18 protein-coding genes are annotated in these 18,051 nt (G+C 57.6%); 13 read left to right on the forward strand and 5 right to left on the reverse strand.

All coding sequences use genetic code 11. The features are described from left to right. The first annotated feature begins 85 nt into the window (after window positions 1-85). From B1722_RS02790 to B1722_RS02825, 8 genes are all read left to right on the forward strand, one after another. Window positions 86-1,210: an alkene reductase gene (locus B1722_RS02790; protein ID WP_086791228.1), complete on the forward strand. Its 1,125-nt coding sequence runs from the start codon at window positions 86-88 to the stop codon at window positions 1,208-1,210. A 238-nt stretch (window positions 1,211-1,448) separates the two neighbouring features. Next, window positions 1,449-2,009: a GTP cyclohydrolase I FolE gene (gene folE / locus B1722_RS02795; protein WP_041063950.1), complete on the forward strand. Its 561-nt coding sequence runs from the start codon at window positions 1,449-1,451 to the stop codon at window positions 2,007-2,009. 106 nt (window positions 2,010-2,115) lie between these two features. Then, a complete protein-coding gene (locus B1722_RS02800) occupies window positions 2,116-2,658 on the forward strand; it encodes a DUF3833 domain-containing protein (RefSeq protein ID WP_086791230.1) in 543 nt (180 codons plus the stop codon). After that, on the forward strand, window positions 2,655-3,365 hold the full coding sequence (locus B1722_RS02805) for an SDR family NAD(P)-dependent oxidoreductase (protein WP_086791233.1): 711 nt from the start codon (window positions 2,655-2,657) through the stop codon (window positions 3,363-3,365). Before B1722_RS02800 ends, B1722_RS02805 begins: the two co-directional genes overlap by 4 nt. 14 nt (window positions 3,366-3,379) lie before the next feature. Continuing rightward, complete coding sequence (locus tag B1722_RS02810; protein WP_041063956.1) at window positions 3,380-3,685, forward strand: DUF6482 family protein; 306 nt, start codon at window positions 3,380-3,382, stop codon at window positions 3,683-3,685. 25 nt (window positions 3,686-3,710) lie between these two features. Next, entirely contained in the window at window positions 3,711-5,249 is a 1,539-nt protein-coding gene (locus tag B1722_RS02815; protein ID WP_086791236.1) for a cryptochrome/photolyase family protein, read from the forward strand. A 158-nt stretch (window positions 5,250-5,407) separates the two neighbouring features. Next, window positions 5,408-7,597, forward strand: a complete 2,190-nt coding sequence (locus B1722_RS02820; RefSeq protein ID WP_041063960.1) for an ATP-binding protein — start codon at window positions 5,408-5,410, stop codon at window positions 7,595-7,597. A 59-nt stretch (window positions 7,598-7,656) separates the two neighbouring features. Next, window positions 7,657-8,100, forward strand: coding sequence for a TspO/MBR family protein (locus B1722_RS02825; RefSeq protein WP_041064643.1), 444 nt, complete (start codon window positions 7,657-7,659; stop codon window positions 8,098-8,100). 52 nt (window positions 8,101-8,152) lie between these two features. On the opposite strand, the gene B1722_RS02830 is transcribed toward B1722_RS02825, so the two are convergent. Both B1722_RS02830 and B1722_RS02835 read right to left on the reverse strand, forming a co-directional pair. After that, window positions 8,153-8,920, reverse strand: a complete 768-nt coding sequence (locus B1722_RS02830) for a TSUP family transporter (protein WP_041063962.1) — start codon at window positions 8,918-8,920, stop codon at window positions 8,153-8,155. Window positions 8,921-8,976: 56 nt separating this feature from the next. After that, the gene (locus tag B1722_RS02835) at window positions 8,977-9,960 is read right to left on the reverse strand and encodes a hypothetical protein (RefSeq protein WP_086791238.1); all 984 of its coding nucleotides are present in this window, start codon (window positions 9,958-9,960) and stop codon (window positions 8,977-8,979) included. A 148-nt stretch (window positions 9,961-10,108) separates the two neighbouring features. On the opposite strand from B1722_RS02835, the gene B1722_RS02840 reads away from it, so the two are divergent. Continuing rightward, window positions 10,109-10,978 (forward strand): LysR family transcriptional regulator, encoded by an 870-nt coding sequence (locus B1722_RS02840; RefSeq protein ID WP_041063966.1) that lies wholly within the window; start codon window positions 10,109-10,111, stop codon window positions 10,976-10,978. Window positions 10,979-11,345: 367 nt separating this feature from the next. Beyond that, on the forward strand, window positions 11,346-13,751 hold the full coding sequence (locus B1722_RS02845; protein ID WP_041063968.1) for a glucose/quinate/shikimate family membrane-bound PQQ-dependent dehydrogenase: 2,406 nt from the start codon (window positions 11,346-11,348) through the stop codon (window positions 13,749-13,751). Here B1722_RS02845 and B1722_RS29715 read toward each other — a convergent pair. Further along, a complete protein-coding gene (locus tag B1722_RS29715) occupies window positions 13,736-13,858 on the reverse strand; it encodes a hypothetical protein (RefSeq protein WP_256198910.1) in 123 nt (40 codons plus the stop codon). The two genes, B1722_RS02845 and B1722_RS29715, sit on opposite strands and share 16 nt — an antisense overlap. Between B1722_RS29715 and B1722_RS02850 the strand changes: the two genes are divergently transcribed. Together B1722_RS02850 and B1722_RS02855 are read left to right on the forward strand one after the other, a co-directional pair. After that, a complete protein-coding gene (locus tag B1722_RS02850) occupies window positions 13,857-15,143 on the forward strand; it encodes a carbohydrate porin (protein ID WP_086791240.1) in 1,287 nt (428 codons plus the stop codon). The two genes, B1722_RS29715 and B1722_RS02850, sit on opposite strands and share 2 nt — an antisense overlap. A 164-nt stretch (window positions 15,144-15,307) precedes the next feature. Continuing rightward, window positions 15,308-16,210 carry a bestrophin family protein gene (locus B1722_RS02855; protein WP_086791242.1) on the forward strand — a complete coding sequence of 301 codons (903 nt, stop codon included), beginning with the start codon at window positions 15,308-15,310 and terminating at the stop codon, window positions 16,208-16,210. Between the two features lie 43 nt (window positions 16,211-16,253). On the opposite strand, the gene B1722_RS02860 is transcribed toward B1722_RS02855, so the two are convergent. Further along, the gene (locus B1722_RS02860; protein WP_086791244.1) at window positions 16,254-16,496 is read right to left on the reverse strand and encodes a hypothetical protein; all 243 of its coding nucleotides are present in this window, start codon (window positions 16,494-16,496) and stop codon (window positions 16,254-16,256) included. 293 nt (window positions 16,497-16,789) lie between these two features. Here B1722_RS02860 and B1722_RS02865 point away from each other — a divergent pair, with 293 nt between their 5' ends. Further along, window positions 16,790-17,059: a hypothetical protein gene (locus B1722_RS02865; RefSeq protein ID WP_041063976.1), complete on the forward strand. Its 270-nt coding sequence runs from the start codon at window positions 16,790-16,792 to the stop codon at window positions 17,057-17,059. 452 nt (window positions 17,060-17,511) lie between these two features. On the opposite strand, the gene B1722_RS02870 is transcribed toward B1722_RS02865, so the two are convergent. Further along, window positions 17,512-17,922 (reverse strand): nuclear transport factor 2 family protein, encoded by a 411-nt coding sequence (locus B1722_RS02870; protein ID WP_086791246.1) that lies wholly within the window; start codon window positions 17,920-17,922, stop codon window positions 17,512-17,514. Between the last annotated feature and the right edge of the window lie 129 nt (window positions 17,923-18,051).

Raw genomic sequence — 18,051 nt, forward strand, 5'->3', positions numbered from 1 at the left:
TCCCGGACACCGTGCGCATCACGCACGGTGTTTTTTTTGCCGCATTACTAGTCGACTGGTCTAATAAGGCCAAAACAGGAATTCCATGAAAAACAGCCCTTTCTTCACGCCTTTCACCCTGGGCCAGCACACCCTGAAAAACCGCATCGTCCTGCCGCCCCTCACCCGCCAGCGCAGCACGCAACCGGGCAATGACGCCAACGCATTGATGGCCGAGTATTACCAGCAGCGCGCCGGCGCCGGTCTGCTGGTCACCGAAGGCACGCAGATCGAGCCTCGCGGTCAGGGCTACGCCTGGACCCCCGGGATTCACACGCCTGAACAAATTGCCGGATGGCGCATTGTCACCGAAGCGGTTCATGCCCGGAACGGCGTGATATTCGCCCAGCTGTGGCACGTCGGACGTGTGTCCCACACCGCATTGCAACCCGACGGCGCGGCCCCTGTATCCGCTTCCGCCATCGCGACTGAACGGGTCAGCGTGTTCATTGAAACCACGCCGGGCGCTGGAGAGCTGGTCAAGCCATCCGCACCGCGAGCGCTGAGCACCGATGAAGTCCAGGCACTGGTTCAGCTTTATATTCAGGCGGCGCGCAATGCGATGGATGCCGGTTTTGACGGGATCGAATTGCACTGTGCCAACGGCTATCTGGTGAACCAGTTCATTTCTGCGCACAGCAATGTGCGCACCGATCAATACGGTGGCTCGCTGCACAATCGCCTGCGTTTTCTGCGCGAAGTGGTGTCGGGTGTCGCCGAGTGCATCGGCAAGGAAAAAGTCGGCGTGCGGTTCGCGCCGCTGTTCACCACCACCGATGAAGCACGCACTTATCTGGGCATGGTCGAGGAAGACCCGCACACCACTTACATTGAAGCGATCAAGGTGCTTGAGGACGTGGGGATTGCCTACCTGTCCATCGCCGAGGCGGACTGGGACGACGCGCCCGCGATGCCGCAAACGTTCCGCCGCGCAGTGCGCGACACCTTCAGCGGCGCCATCATTTACGCCGGACGCTACAACGCTGAATCCGGAGCGCAATTGCTCGAATCGGGGCTGGCGGACCTGGTGGCGTTCGGCCGTCCGTTCATGGCCAACCCGGATCTGCCGGCGCGCATCGCCAATGACTGGCCGCTCAATCCGCTGAACCCCGCCACGGTCTACGGCGGCAATGCCGAAGGCTATGTGGATTACCCGACCTACAGCGAATAATTCCGCGAATTCGCCCAGCGCTCCCACTGCCCGGGAGCGCTTTCCCCTCTGCGCCAAACGCGCAACCTCGCACGCTGCGATGTGAGGTGTTCGCATCTGCATAAAAAAGATTGCCGATTGATTGTCAGGCGGATTTTTTCAGCCTATCTTGAGTAAAACCTATACAAAGAACTTAATTGCGTACAACTCTTGCGCTACGGATTGGCCCTCACGCACAGCACTGCTGCGAGTCCTCTGAATGAACCCACTACTAGCCAGCCATTACCGTGAAATTCTCGTCGGCGTCGGAGAAAACCCCGAGCGTGAAGGTCTGCTCGACACGCCCAAACGTGCGGCCAAAGCGATGCAGTATCTGTGCAACGGCTACACGATGAGCCTGGAAGACGTCACCAACGGCGCACTGTTCGAATCGCAAAGCGATGAGATGGTCATCGTCAGTGACATCGAGCTCTATTCCTTGTGTGAGCACCACATGCTGCCTTTCATCGGCAAGGCGCACGTGGCGTACATCCCCACCGGCAGGGTGCTCGGGCTGTCGAAAGTGGCGCGCGTGGTGGACATGTTCGCCCGGCGCCTGCAGATCCAGGAAAACCTCACCCGGCAAATTGCCGAGGCCATCCAGCAGATCACCGATGCCGCCGGCGTGGCCGTGGTCATTGAGGCCAGGCACATGTGCATGATGATGCGCGGCGTTGAAAAGCAGAATTCGGTCATGACCTCCTCGGTGATGCTCGGGGCGTTTCGTGACAGCACCACCACGCGTCAAGAGTTCCTGCAATTGATCGGGCGGCGAAGTTGATGTTCGACCCTCGATGGGTACGATAAACCTGTACAGCGAAAGTAGGCTGTACAAGCATGATCTTTCCAATTTCACCCTCCTGCCTGTGCCTTCAGGGAGAACGTCAATGACCCGAATTGTGCTCTTGCTGGCTCTGATACTCGGCGTTGCGAGCTGCGGCAGCGTGGATGTCAGTCGCTACGCCGATCAGCAACCGGCGTTGGATCTGCAGCGCTTTTTCAGCCAGCCGGTGAAAGCCTGGGGGATGTTTCAAAAGCGTTCCGGGGAAGTGGTCAAGCGCTTCGAGGTCAACATCGTCAGCCATCGTGAAGGTGACAACCTGATTCTTGATGAGCGCTTCCTGTACAGCGACGGTACGCGCCAACGCCGCGTCTGGACCCTGACGCCCGACGGCCAGGGACGCTGGAGCGGGCGCGCAGGTGATGTAGTGGGCGTCGCCACAGGTCAGGTGGCCGGCAATGCGCTGCACTGGCGGTATCGCCTGAACCTGCCGGTTGATGGCTCGACCTATGAAATGAGCATGGACGACTGGATGTACCAGATGGACGAGGACACGCTGATCAATCGCACCCGCATGTCCAAGCTCGGGGTTGAAGTTGGCCAGGTGACCTTGTTCTTCCGCCGTCAGGGTGCCGGAGTCAGTCAATGAACAGCGCGTTCAGCATGACGTCCCTGGGCGATGATTATCGTGCCCTGGTGATCGGCGCCAGTGGTGCCATCGGCCGCGCGTTTTGCCAGCAGCTCAGTCAGGACCCGCGCTGTGCCGGCGTTCGTGAACTGGGGCGCCATACCGTTCCAGCGCTGGATCTCGAGCAGCCAGAATCGATCGCTAGCGCAGGCACCGAATTGGCCGCAGAAGCGCCCTATCAGTTGATCGTGCACGCTGCCGGCCTGCTGCATCGTGAGCGGATCAAGCCGGAAAAGAGCTACAGCGCGATCGAAGCCGATGCGCTGCAAGCCGTGTTTCAAGTGAACACGCTGGGGCCGGCGATGGTGTTGCGGCATTTTCTGCCGCTGCTTGATCCCCAAGGGGCGATGGCGCTGCTCTCGGCCAAGGTCGGAAGCATCGGCGACAACCGATTGGGCGGCTGGTACGCCTATCGCGCCTCCAAGGCGGCGCTGAACATGCTGATCAAGACCGCAGCGATCGAACTGGCCCGCACCCGCCCGCAAAGCCGCTTGCTGAGTCTGCACCCGGGCACGGTCGTGTCTAGGTTGTCGCAACCTTTTCGCGGGGCATCCAGCGCCCGCCCCGCCGACGTTGCCGCTGAACAGCTACTGAACCTGATTGACCAGTTGACGCCGGCCGACAGTGGCCAGTTCTTTGCCTACGATGGACAACGCCTGCCCTGGTAGGCAAGGAGTGAAGCATGAATCTGCAAACCCTGACCGAACGCGCGGCCAACAGCGAAATTCGTGAGCTGGAGTTGCTGTCGCTTGAAGGTGGTTTTTATCTGGCCCGGGTTCGCCTGGATCACGGTCAGTTCACCTTGCTCGACGACGCGGCCAAACCCATGCACCTGCGTTCAATCACCCATCTGCGTGACTTGCTGCAGACCGTGCCGGCATTCCCGTGCGTGCTGGTGCAGCAATGCGTGCACGACGAAATGTGTGGCCGCGATACCGGGCCGGTCGAAGAGCTGCGCATTCCGTTTTCGATGGCCACGCCGTTATGAAACGAATCCTGCCGGACCGCACTGAATGAACCCGAATCGTCGGTTGTGCCTGGTGCTGGGCGATCAGTTGTCGTTCGATCTGGCCTCCTTGCAGACGCTCGACAGCGAGCGCGACACCGTGCTGCTGGTCGAGGTCATGGAAGAAGCCAGCCATGTACCGCACCATCCGCAAAAGATTGCTCTGATCTTCAGCGCCATGCGCCATTTCGCCCAGTCGTTGCGAGACCAGGGCATTCGTGTCGAATATGTGACGCTGGATGATCCGCACAACAGCGGTTCGGTGCCGGGGGAATTACGCCGCTGGCAACAGCGCTTGCAGGTTGAGCAAGTACACGTCACCGAGTGCGGTGACTGGCGCCTGGAACAAGCGATCAAGGATTGTGGCCTGCCCGTTTGTTGGCACGCCGATTCGCGTTTTTTGTGCAGTCGCGCCGAGTTCGCCGCCTGGGCTGCGGGGAAAAAGCAGTTGCGCATGGAGTTCTTTTATCGCGAGATGCGCCGCAAGAGTCGCTTGCTGCTCAATGGCGATGGCACGCCGGTGGGCGGTGCGTGGAACTTCGATGCCGAGAATCGCAAGTCCCTGCCCAAAGGTGTGAAAGCCCCCTACCCGATCCGTTTCAGTAACGACGCCATCACCGGCGAGGTGCTGGATCTGGTGCTGGCGCGCTTCAGTCAGCACTACGGTGCACTCGATGATTTCAACTACCCGGTCACCCATGCCGACGCGCAGGCGCTGTGGGACTATTTTCTGGATTATGGCCTGGCGGGTTTCGGTGACTATCAGGACGCCATGGCCAGTGACGAGCCGTTCCTGTTTCATGCACGCATCAGCGCCGCGCTCAATATCGGCCTGCTGGATTTGCGGCGGTTGTGCAGCGACGTCGAGTCGGCCTATTGGGCCGGCAGGATTGCCCTGAATGCCGCCGAGGGCTTCATTCGGCAACTGATCGGCTGGCGGGAATACGTGCGCGGCGTGTACTGGCTGAAAATGCCGGACTACGCACTGGGCAACGCCTTCGGCAACAGCCGTGCACTGCCGGAGTTCTACTGGACCGGTGCCACGCAGATGAACTGCATGCGCCAGGCCATCGGCCAGAGTCTGCAGCATGCCTACGCGCACCACATTCAGCGGCTGATGGTCACCGGCAATTTCGCCCTGCTCGCTGGCATTGCGCCGAGCCAGATCTGTGAGTGGTACCTGGCGATCTATATGGACGCCTTCGACTGGGTCGAACTGCCCAACACGTTGGGCATGGTCATGCATGCCGACAGCGGTTACCTCGGTTCCAAACCCTATTGCGCCAGTGGCCAATACATCAATCGCATGTCTGACTACTGCCGCGGCTGCGCCTACAAGGTCAGCGAAAGTACGGCGGACAATGCCTGCCCGTTCAATGCGTTGTACTGGCATTTTCTGATGCGCCACGGTGAACAGCTGCGCGGCAATCAGCGCATGGCGATGATGTACAAGAACCTCGACCGCATGCCGTCAGCCAAGCTGGAGGCGCTGTGGCAACGCGGGCAGAACCTGTTGGCGCGTCTGGATAACGGCGAATCGATCTGAAATCAGCGCTCGCTTGCGCCGGCGGTGAAACTTAAGCACAACGCGCCCGGTCAACGGATGATCGGCGCTCGAGTCCCCTGAGAGCGCAATGACACTGCCCGTGTTGTGCTTACGCGCTCTATGCAGCCAGCCCCTGAACATTCAACAAAGCAGGTCACATGGATACCCTTGAACACCTTAGTCGCGAAGCGCTCGAGTCAGAAGTCAGGCGATTGCGTGCGGCGCTTCAAAGCACTCAGGTCGACACACAGGACGTTGACCTCGAGCGCGACATGGCGGCGCAGCTGCAAGCCAGTCGGGATGCCCTCGCCCGCAGCGAGGCTCGCTTCATCACCATTCTGGAAACCATCGAATCGGCGTTTGCCATCGTCAAGGTCAAGTTCGACGCTGACGATAAGCCGGTCGATTACTACTTTGTCGAAGCCAATCCGGCGTTCGAACACCAGTGCGGCGTCAACCTGCGCGGCAAATGGGTGACCGAGTTCGCGCCCAATCTGGAAAGCTTCTGGTTTGAAACCTACGGCCATGTGGCCAAGACCGGGGAACCGGCGAACTTCGAGAATTACGCCAACACCTTCGAGCGCTGGTTCGACGTGCGCGCCGTGCGTGTCGGCGATCCGGCCGACCGGCAGATCGCCATTCTGTTCAACGACGTCACCCAGCGGCGTGACGCCGAGGAGCGTTTGCGAGCCAGTGAGGCCATCGCGCGGGAGAACGTCGAGCGTGTGCAACTGGCGCTCGCCGCGGGGGCCATTATCGGCACCTGGCACTGGGATCTGCTCACCGATCGTTTCGCCGTGGACGAAGCATTCGCCCGGGTGTTTGACCTCGACCCGGCGCTGGGCCGCGAAGGGCTCAGCCTCGAACAAGTGATGGTGACCGTGCATCCCGAAGACCGCGATGGACTGACCAGCGCGATCAACGAAGCCATCGGCCGCGGTGGCGCCTACTCCCATCAGTACCGCGTGCGTCGCACGGACGGCAAGTACCAGTGGATCGAGGCCAACGGCCGGGTTGAATGTGCTGATGATGGAACGCCGCTGCGCTTTCCCGGTGTACTGATCGATGTCGAGGAGCGACGCAATGTCGAAGCGGAGCGCGACCGCGCCATTGCTGCATTGCGCGCGCTCAACGATACGTTGGAGCAACGCGTTTCATCGCGCACTGCAGAGTTGATGCAAGCCGAAGAGAAACTCCGTCAGTCACAGAAAATGGAAGCCGTCGGCCAACTGACCGGGGGCCTGGCGCATGACTTCAATAATCTGTTGGCCGGCATTTCCGGCGCACTGGAGTTGATGGGCGCACGCATCAGCCAGGGACGACTGAACGAAGTCGACAAGTACATGATGACCGCCCAAGGCGCGGTCAAGCGTGCCGCCGCCCTGACCCACCGGCTGCTGGCGTTCTCCCGACGCCAGACCCTCGATCCGCGCCCCACCGACGTCAACACGCTGATGACCGGCATGACCGAACTGATCCAGCGTACGGTTGGCCCCAGCATCGTCCTGGAAACCCGAGCCGCGCCGGGGCTTTGGCCAACGCTGGTGGATGCCAGTCAGTTGGAGAATGCTCTGCTCAACCTGTGCATCAACGCGCGCGATGCGATGCCGGACGGTGGGCGCATCACCATCGAAACCGCCAACCGCACGCTGGACGGCGAGACCGCGCGCACCCTGGACATGCCAGAGGGCGAATACCTGTGCCTGTGCGTGACCGATACCGGCACCGGCATGACCGCCGATGTCATCGCCAAGGCCTTCGACCCGTTCTTCACCACCAAACCGCTGGGCCAGGGCACGGGGCTGGGACTGTCGATGATCTATGGTTTCGCCAAGCAATCCGGCGGCCAGGTGCGCGTGCATTCGCAGGTCGGCCGGGGCACAGAAATGTGCATTTATCTGCCTCGCTATCATGGCGAACCGCTGCCGAATCAGGATCACAAGGACAACGCGCCGGCCGCCGTGCCCAAGGCAGGCGAGACCATTCTGGTGGTGGACGACGAGCCTACGGTGCGTGCGCTGCTGACTGACGTGCTCGGCGATCTCGGCTACACCTTGATAGAGGCTGCTGACAGCGTGGTCGGGCTGAAGATGTTGCGCTCGGACATTCACATCGACTTGCTGATCACCGACGTCGGCTTGCCGGGTGGCATGAACGGTCGGCAACTGGCCGATGCCGGCCGGGAAATCCGCCAGAACCTGAAGACCCTGTTCATTACCGGGTACGCGGAAAACGCGGTGATTGGTGCCGGTCAGCTTGGCCCGGACATGCAGGTGCTGACCAAGCCTTTCGCCGTCGACACGCTGGTGGCGCGGGTCAGCGACCTGCTGGCGATGAAATCCGAATGAGCGACCGTTGCGGCGCTGTAATCCCAGAGAGAGTGGCTGCGGCCAAGGAGTAATAAATGGTGACGTTTCTGATTTTCCTGATCGCGTGCGGTGCTGCAGCGAGTACCGGGGTGATTTTCAAACCCGGGTCATGGTACGAAGGACTGAATAAACCCGGATTTACCCCACCCAATTGGGCGTTTCCGGTGGCCTGGACGATTATCTATCTATTGCTGGCCTGGGCCGGTTATCGCTTGAGCCTGATTCCCGGCAGTCAGACCGTGTTGGCACTGTGGGCCGCGCAGATCGCCTTGAACACACTGTGGACGCCGGTGTTCTTCGGCGCGCATCAGGTGTTGGCCGCCATGGTGATTCTGTTGGTGTTGTGGCTGGTGGTTGCGGTGATGGTGTTTATGGCGTTGCGCCTGGATGTGATCACCGGGCTGATCCTGTTTCCTTATCTGGCCTGGTTGTGTGTGGCAGCGGCGTTGAATTTCTCGATTCTGCGCAATAACCGTGGGTGATCAAACGCACCAGCCAATGTTCATTGGAGTGCTGAATGGGGCTGGATTTCATCTATGAAAATAGAGACAGCCCCATTCTGCCAATCAGGAAAACCAGCAGAATCAGGAAAAAGATCCGAATAAAGCCACTGCCATACCGCAGTGCCAGAAAAACGCCAGTCAGCGAGCCGGCAATATTGCACAGTGCTACGACGCCACCTACCGCCCACAGAACATTTCCCGTTGGTACAAAAAACATGAGCGCCGCGCAGAATGTGCCCAGATTCACCAGCTTTGCGGAGGCGGAGGCATTTAAAAAATCAAAGCCAAAATATTTGACGAAAATGAATAGCAGAAGGCTGCCGCTACCCGGACCGAAGACGCCGTCATAAAAACCAATCAAGCCACCAAAAAAAATGCCCCACGCAATTTCCTTTGTTCCGCAATGAAATTCAGTGCTGATCAGGCCTAATCTTTTTTCCGCGAACGTATAGATCGCCATCGCTATCAAAACAAAAAAAACAACGAACTCCATGATTTTTTTGGGAACGATTGACACTGAAAACGCGCCAATGAACGCAAAAACGAATGCCGACAGCATGGTGGGCAACATCAGTTTCCAGACAATTTTTATTCTTTTGGTATAGCTGTATATCGAAGAAAGATTGCCCGCAAGAACTGCCAGCTTATTGGTTCCAAATACGGTTGCCAAACTATATTGAGGAAGCGCATGCAAAAGTGCTGGCAGCTGTACAAGCCCGCCACCACCTACCGCTGCATCTATCAAACCACCACAGAATGCAAAAAAGCCTAAAGCGAACAACGCTTGTTCAAAATCCATTCAGGAGATCCTTTCGGGACTGAAGTTCTCCGCAAAGTATCACAACATTCTCCAGGTTAATTTTCCGCAGTAAGATATCGATGCATGGCCTCGAAAGCTCTTCCTACGCGCTCATTATAGTTGAGCATGATGCCTTTCATGCGACCGAGCTTGAAAGGTATATCCATCGCTCGGCCGTACGCTTGCGCGGCCGCCAACGCATGAAGACCATGTTTGTTTTCGACTTCGCCTGAGTGCCCCATCACATAACCTTTAGCGTTACGTAGAGCTTGAATATCTGTTTTTAGCAGAGGATTGACTTCAAGCAACTTTGCTTCAATGTACTGAGCGATGAAATTATATTCACGACCATTCCAAAGTTCTGAAGCGATAGAAACCATCATGGCATCCATGATTGAACTCTTGTGCTCTATCGAATTCAGAGCTGATTTGTGTTCTGAGATTCCAGTACTGTAAAGAAAATCTGAGAATTCATTGCATTCTCGAACTTTGTGTTGATTTTCAATCCAGGCAGTCGCGTTAAAAGCTGAAGTCATGTATTCGAACATGCCATCATGCCCAGGGTGCCCGAGCCCGAAGTCGTCTTTCGCAACTTCATGCATGTGTGCCATGACATTCAGATATTCGATGTGTCTTTCAGCAGATACGGATAGTGCGTCTGCTGAGAGTCGCATAATTATTTTTGCAGAGACCAAGCTGGTGGTTTTATGTGTTTCATTCCATCCATTAAAGAATTTCAGAACAGCCGAATCCATTGCGGCCTTTTCAAGAAACGCTTCAAATGCGTTCTCGGCATGGCGCTGGGCATCCTGGGTAATGGGATGATTAAGCACTTCCAGCATGGCATCCTGAATGTCAGGGATATGCGTGACGTTTGCCAATACGGGCTGTCTGCGCTGATTCTGCAATATCACTCGACCAGGTATTTTCAAATTCCTGATATGCTTTGGCAGAGCGTCTATAAAAGCTTCACCAAACTCTTGCATGGATCTGTAACTATTAAATGCGTCAACGCGACTCTGCAACATGGTTGAGTTCATGAGCTTATCCTTCTCCCTAAAGATATGCCGAGTTAATCCGCTGATTTAAACTTCCACAATCAGATCAGGCTTTAAACAATATGTGACTTGAAGGGTTTCGACAAGTGACTTATAATGATCAAACCCTTCATTATAAGTGAGCAATGGCATGGAGCTTTCTCAACTTACTATGTTCAAGACTGTAGCGGATCACGGAAGTATCATTCGCGCCTCTGAATTACTGCACTGTGTGCCGTCCAACATTACCAACAGAATCAAACTTCTGGAAAAAGAACTTGGGGTATCTTTGTTTATCAGGAAAGGTCGAGGGCTTGTTATCAGCCCTTCCGGTAGATTGTTTCTTGGGTATGCAAACAAAATCCTGTCTTTATGCCAGGAATCACAAAGAGCGCTCGATCCTGCGGCGGCGCCATCAGGACTCCTGAAGATCGGGGCAATAGAGTCATCGGCCACCGGCAGACTGCCAAAGTTGCTCTCAAAGTTTCATCAACTCTATCCATCTGTGCAAATGCAGTTCAGCACCGGTGACTGGTCGCAGTTATTGAATGATGTGGTTGATCATAAACTCGACGGTGCCATCATTGCTGTCAATCAGGATCATCCTGATATTGAAAGTATCGAAATCTACATGGAAGAACTGGTATTGATTGCCTCTTCAGCTGCGGGGCACGTGCATAATCCGCAGGACTTGAGTGGCACGGATATATTCATGTGGCCTGAAGGCTGTCCTTATAGAAAGGCGCTGGAAAACTGGCTGCAAGCGCATGGTGTTGTTAGCCCCATAACTAGCATTGCCAGTTATGGAACCATTCTTGGGTGTGTCAGCTCAAGAGCGGGTGTTTCGTTAGTGCCCAGAGGCGTTTTTGAACAGTTTCGCAGGATCGGTGACATAAGCGGCCATGTATTTGACGACCTGCACCCAATACAGAATTATTTTATATGGAATAAAAACAGTGGACCTCATCGAGCAAAAGAAAAATTTGCGGAGCTGCTCGTAGAGGAATTCAAGGACGTCTGACGTCATTTTTACAGTATTGCGCGCCCACTGATCTCAGTGTCTGCCCGACGTGTTGTCCTTTCTTTGCCTTCGTTCTCGTGAGTCGAAACGGCAGCAGCCGTACGTCGGTTGATGACTGGCATGTCGAATCGGCGTTTATCGATTCACTCTCCCTCCTTTTGATTTATACCTGTCAAAAATCCCATTTGTTCAGTCGATATAGCGACTTTGCCTCACGCTCCACCAGCCCTTGCCGGTCCCGTGAGCGCTCACGCCTGCCCGCAAACCTGCGTAGCGGCGTTGTTCTATGCTTCATTCTGAATTAGTGATTTAACTAGGTAGTTACCTAACTATATAATGCACGCCTCATTTCAACGGGACATTCAACGTGAAGCAGAGTCAAGGCCTCTCGGGCATATCAAAATTCATTCTGGTCGGGCTGGGGGTGATCATCGCCCTGCTCGGCCTGGCACTTGCGGCTGGCGGAGTGAAGCTGGTCAGCCTGGGAGGGTCGTGGTACTTCCTCGTGGGCGGTCTGGTGATGGCCGTTTCCGGTCTGCTGATCGCTCGCTTCAAGACGGCCGGCGCCTGGCTGTTCGCGGCATTTCTGGTCGGGACCGCGATCTGGGCGGTGAGCGATGCCGGGCTGGTGTTCTGGCCGGTGTTCTCGCGCCTGTTCATGTTCAGCGCCGTAGGCCTGGTGGTGGCGCTGGTTTACCCGCTGCTCAAGCGTGCCAACGGTGGCGTGCCGGGGCGTGGCGCTTACGGCGTTGCCGCTGTCCTGGCCGTGGGGCTGGCGGTGGCTGCCGGCAACATGTTCGTCGCGCATCCGACTGTCGCTGCCACCGGCACGGGCCCGGGCCTGACGCCGGTTGAGCCAGACAAGGCGCAAAAAGACTGGGCGCATTACGGTAATACCGAAGGCGGCAGCCGCTTTGCTGCGCTGGACCAGATCAACCGCAACAACGTCGACAAACTGAAAGTGGCGTGGACCTACCACACCGGTGACGTCGCCGAGAGCGATGGCAACGGTGCCGAAGACCAGCTCACCCCGCTGCAAATCGGCAACAAGGTGTTCATCTGCACCCCGCACAACAACCTGATCGCGCTGGATGCCGACACCGGCAAAGAGCTGTGGAAGAACGCGATCAACGCCAAATCGAAAGTCTGGCAGCGTTGCCGTGGCATGGCCTATTTCGATGCCACCAAGGCCATCGCTCAGCCAAGCAATTCGAGCATCATCGAAGCCAAACCGGCGCCTGCCGCCAATTGCCAGCGCCGTCTGCTGACCAACACCATCGACGCTCGCCTGATCGCGGTCGATGCCGACACCGGCGAGTTCTGCCAGGGTTTCGGTAACAACGGTCAGGTTGATCTGAAGGCCGGTCTGGGCGATGTGCCGGACAGCTACTATCAGCTCTCCTCCGCTCCGCTGATGGCCGGTACCACCGTGGTGGTCGGCGGTCGTGTGGCCGACAACGTGCAAACCGACATGCCGGGTGGCGTGATCCGTGGTTTTGATGTGATTACCGGCGCCATGCGCTGGGCGTTCGACCCGGGCAACCCGCAGGATAAAAAGGCCCCGGCCGATGGCAGCACGTATGTGCGCAGCACGCCGAACAGCTGGGCGCCAATGTCCTACGACCCGGCGACCAACACCGTGTTCTTGCCGATGGGCAGCTCGTCCACCGACATCTATGGTGTCGAGCGCAGCAAACTCGATCACACCTACGGCGCCTCGGTGCTCGCGCTGGACGCCACCACCGGTGATGAACGCTGGGTGTTCCAGACCGTGCACAACGATCTCTGGGACTTCGACCTGCCGATGCAGCCGAGCCTGATCGACTTCACCAAGGACGGCAAAACCGTTCCGGCGCTGGTCATCGGCACCAAGGCCGGGCAGATCTACGTGCTCGACCGCGCCACCGGCAAGCCGTTGACCGACGTTAAAGAAGTCCCGGTCAAAGCCGCGAACATCCCGAACGAACCGTACTCGCCAACCCAGCCGAAATCGGTGGGCATGCCGCAGATCGGTGCCCAGCACCTGACTGAGTCGGACATGTGGGGCGCCACCCCGTACGACCAGTTGCTGTGCCGGATCGATTTCAAATCGATGCGTTACGACGGCCTGTACACCGCGCCGGGTACCGACAAATCGCTGAGCTTCCCGGGTTCGCTGGGCGGTATGAACTGGGGCAGCCTCTCCACTGACCCGGTCCACGGTTTCATCTTCGTCAACGACATGCGCCTGGGTCTGTGGATCCAGATGATTCCGTCGCAGAACAAGGCTCAAGCCTCGTCCGGTGGCGAAGCGTTGAACACCGGCATGGGCGCGGTACCGCTCAAAGGCACGCCGTATGCGGTGAACAAAAACCGCTTCCTGTCGGTGGCCGGCATTCCTTGCCAGGCTCCACCGTTCGGCACCCTGACCGCGATCGACATGAAGACCCAGAAAGTCGCCTGGCAGGTTCCGGTCGGCACCGTTGAAGACACCGGTCCGCTGGGCATCCGCATGCACCTGCCGATCAAGATCGGCCTGCCAACCCTGGGCGGCACCCTGTCGACCCAAGGTGGCCTGATCTTCATCGCTGGTACTCAGGACTTCTACCTGCGCGCCTTCAACAGCGGCAACGGTGAGGAAATCTGGAAAGCGCGTCTGCCGGTCGGCAGCCAGGGCGGTCCGATGACCTACGTTTCGCCGAAAACCGGAAAGCAGTACATCGTTGTCACCGCTGGCGGCGCGCGTCAGTCGACCGATCGCGGCGACTACGTGATGGCTTACGCCTTGCCGTAAACCGCAGTGCCCGTGTTGAACACGGGCGCTTTCTTTTTGCGCGCGGCACCTGAGGGTGCCGCGCCGCTTTCCGATATCGCTACCGCTTTGAGCAGGAAGATCTCCATGTTTGGTTTTACTCGTAACGGCTGGGTCAACGGCGTGCTGTTGGGCCTGACCTGCACCACCCTGCCCGCCTTCGCCGATACCGATTCGAACCTGTTGACCCGCAATACCCTGACCGGTGACTGGGGTGGCCTGCGCCACCAGATGGACCAGGACGGGATCAAGTTCACCGGCGATTACACCGGCGAAATGGCTTACAACGCCGATGGCGGCCTGCATCGCTCCGGCCGTTACTCGCAGAACATCAAGCTCGGCGCCCAGTTTGATCTGAGCAAGTTGTATGGCGTGGAGAACGCCGGCAAGGTCCAGTTGACCATCAACGACCGCCGCGGCAACAGCGCCTCCGAAGACCTGGTTGGCAACCGTCTGCCGATCCAGGAAAACTACGGCGGCCTCTACACCCGCCTGACCGAACTGAGCTACGAGCGCAGTCTGTTCACCCCGGCGCTCAACGTAAAACTCGGCTACATGGCCATGGGCAACGACCTCGGTGGTCTGGACAGCGGCATTCTGTGCAACTTCATGAACGCCGGTTTCTGCGGCCATCCGCTGAACATGTCCGGCGGCAGTGGCTGGACCAACTACCCCAACGCGCACCTGGGCGTGCGGGTGAAGTACGACTTGTCCCCATCGTGGCAACTGCGCGTGGCCGCGTTCAACGTCGACCCGGAAAGCAACGGCAACTCCAGCCGCGCCTGGCATCTGGGCCCTAAACACACCACCGGCACCGTGGTGCCGATCGAGCTGGTGTACAAGCACGCGGGCCAATTGCCCGGCGAATACAAGCTGGGTTACTACTACGACAGCTCGGACGTGAAACGCATCGGCAGCGACAAAGAAGTCTCCGGGCGTGGCGGGCATTACCTGCTGATTGATCAGGCGGTATGGAGTTCGCAATCGTCCGAGGGCCGCAGCCTGCATGCGTTCGGCCAATACTCGGCAGCCAGCGAGGCGGCTTCGCCATTCAGCAAGTGGTATGGCACCGGTCTGGTGCTGTACAAGCCGTTCGAAGGTCGCCCGCGTGACACCGTCGCTCTGGGCTACGGCCGCGCCGTACCTAACCCGCGCAGCCGCGACGTACAACAGGACGCTGCCATGGCCAATGGCACGCAGTTCCCGAACCTGGACAGTGGCGAGCAGTTGATCGAACTCGGCTACGGCTACCAGGCCACGCCTTGGCTGACACTGCGCCCGAACCTGCAATACATCATCGAGCCGGGGGCCTTTTCCGGGCAGGACATCGACAATGCGTTGGTGTTTGGCTTGCAGGTGAAAGCTTCGCTCTGACTTCTGGCAGAACTGCAGGCAATAAAAAACCCGGCGTAATGACCGGGTTTTTTATTGCCTGACAATTGTCGTAACCAAGATGCTCAGTCAACACCGAACCTTTACCCCCAAACCTGCGTCGGAGCTAGGGCGTTAACGCTTACCGCTCGCCACGAGGTTTCCGTTTGAAAGCAGCCATCGTCAAAAAATACCGTTTGATCATCAAGACCATGGGCTACGTGGGCTGGTCGCTGTTCTGGCTGTTGCTCTGGGACATCGCCGTCACCGTCGACTTCATGTTGTTCCTCAACGCCAAGATCAACCTGCCGCTGATGCCTCTGACTTTGCTCGGTTCAGCGCTGGTGGTGCTGATCAGTTTCCGCAACAGCAGCGCGTACAACCGTTGGTGGGAAGCGCGCACGCTGTGGGGCATGATGATCAACAGCTCGCGCAGCTTCGCCCGGCAGGTGCTGACGCTGCTGGATGATCCCGATAACGAAGTGAACCCGGTGAAGGCGACGCTGTTGCGCCGCCATGTGGCGTACGTCAATTGCCTCGCCGCGCACCTGCAAGGTCAGCCTTGCCCGGAGGAGGTCCGCGCGTTTATCCCGGCAGATGAGTTCGCCCGCAGCGGCACCACCAACAACTTCGCCAACGACATCCTCACCGGCTCCGCATCGTTGCTGGCCCGGGAATACAAGGCCGGGCGTCTGGACAGCATTCGGCTGGCGCGGCTGGAATCGACCATGGTTGATCTGTCCAACAGCCAGGGCGGGATGGAGCGGATCGCCAATACCCCGCTGCCCTACCCTTATGTGTATTTCCCGCGCCTGTTTATTTCGCTGTTCTGCCTGATTGTGCCAGTTGGACTGGTGGAGTCGCTGGGCTGGTTCACCCCGCTCGCCTCGACCGTGGTGGGCTTCATGTTGCTGGCCATCGAGCGCATCGGCACCGACCTGCAAAGCCCGTTTCGCCACAGCGAGCACCAGATTCAGATGGAGGCCCTGTGCGAAACCATCGAGAAAAACCTGCAGTCGATGCAGCGTGATTCGTTGGGGGATGCGCGCAGGGCTGAAGAGACTGTTTGAACAGATGCACGCCAGGGCGCAATGCCCTGGCGAGTCGCAGGTATTACTTCTTCTTTTTCGCCGGCTTGTCAGCCTTCTTTGCATCCTTGGCCTTTTCCGGCTTGCTATCGGCTTTCTTGGCAGACTTTTTCGGTTCGGCGTCTTTCTTCTTGTCTTTCTTGTCGGAAGACTTGGAAAGCGTCGAGGCTGCCGCCGATTTCTTTTCCGGCGAGGACTTTTTGTCTTTCAAGTCCTTGCTGGCTTTCGAAGCATCGTCTTTTTTGCTTTTCTTCTCGTCTTTAGCCACGTTGACAACCTCTCGAAATGTGCCGGTATTGGCACCGGGCCTGTGCGAATAAACACAAGCTGATCGTTAGGCGTGGGCGTTCAGGCGGGGTTCAGATTATTTGACTCGATCCAGCGCCCTTGACGAAGACTGGCCGTTCAACAAGTTGTCAATAGCAAAGTTGTGCGACTGTTCTGGAGATAGCGCAGTGATAGGCTTTTCTGGCGTCACATTACGCGAATGCCCGATCTGTTCAGAAGGCAGGTCGGGGCCGCTGTATAAGCCCGCTGTCAGTTAACTGAAAGGATTCGAACATGAAAAAGCCCATGACAACTCTGGCCATCTGCGCGACGCTTGCTTTCGCCGCAACCGTCACAAACGCTGCCGTGCATCCAACGACCATCACTGCTCCACAGACGGTCAAGCAGGCGACCGCCTCGATTGACACGCCTTTCGCAACCCAGCGAAAAGCCGGAGAAATCCAGACGGCCAGTCTGGCCAGAAGTTGCTCCGATGAGCGCTATTCCTGGTGGGAATTCAGTGGCTGGGAAATAATCGCCTGTCTCGGAAGCGGTCAGTGGTAATTATTCAAACGAGTCTGGTGCGTGACTTATGTGCTGAGCACGCACCAGCGCCTGTTTTAGCCAACTTGTCACTCTCGCAACCATCAGCATTCCAATAGACGTTGCGCCTGTTGATTGACCCGGGCACTCATGCCTGACCCATGGCCGCAACCACGCCTCTGCCCTGCCCCAGAAACCCTCGTTCTGATGCGCCCCGTTTCATTGGCTTCCCTTGCAAATGAATACGCAAAAATAATGGTACAGAGACAACCCTTCATTCACATTTGAGATGGGTGTCTGAGTTCGACGATGAAGCCAAACTGGGCCCCACAGGTCAGGCTCCCTGAACTGGCTTTACAGGATGGTAACTAGAGTTTTTAAAAACTCTGGGCCGAAAGCGTACATCCGTGAGCGGCCAATGGCGGCCAGAAGCGCACAATCCCTGCCCGCCATACCGGAATAATCGCGACTTATTAGCCTCGCTCTGAATCAACCGGCGCGAACGCTTTGGCAGCGGCCACGGTATCCAGGGATTCGCGCAGCAGCTGAATTTTGCCGTCCTTGGCCACCAGGCGGCCGGCGTACATTTGCCGGTAGAGGCGCCCAGTGGCAGGCACCAAGGCCTCTACGCTGTATTCGGCAAACGCCTGATCGGGTGTGTCGATCAAAAAGCGCACATTGCGAAATTTGAAATCCGGCACTTTACCGAGCAACGAGCCGATGAATCCCTCGATGGCGGCAGGGCCTTGAACGCGATGGGGTATGCCCAGCGACGCCAGGTACGGCAACTCGAGCACGCCATCCTCCGCGAAAAGTGCTGCCGCCAGGTACGGCGTCTGAATGGCATCCAGGTAATTTTGCAGTAACTCCACGGCATTTTTCATGACGACTTTCTCCGAAACGCATAAGGGACGGGCACACTGCGGTGCTGACCTGACTACGTTAAGGGACCCCTTCGATTTCAAAAACAGACGTTAATGAAAATCATCGTTTCATAATTGAAAGCCATGTGC

Source organism: Pseudomonas sp. SCPG-7, from assembly GCF_002156405.1.
Lineage (GTDB): Bacteria > Pseudomonadota > Gammaproteobacteria > Pseudomonadales > Pseudomonadaceae > Aquipseudomonas > Aquipseudomonas parakoreensis.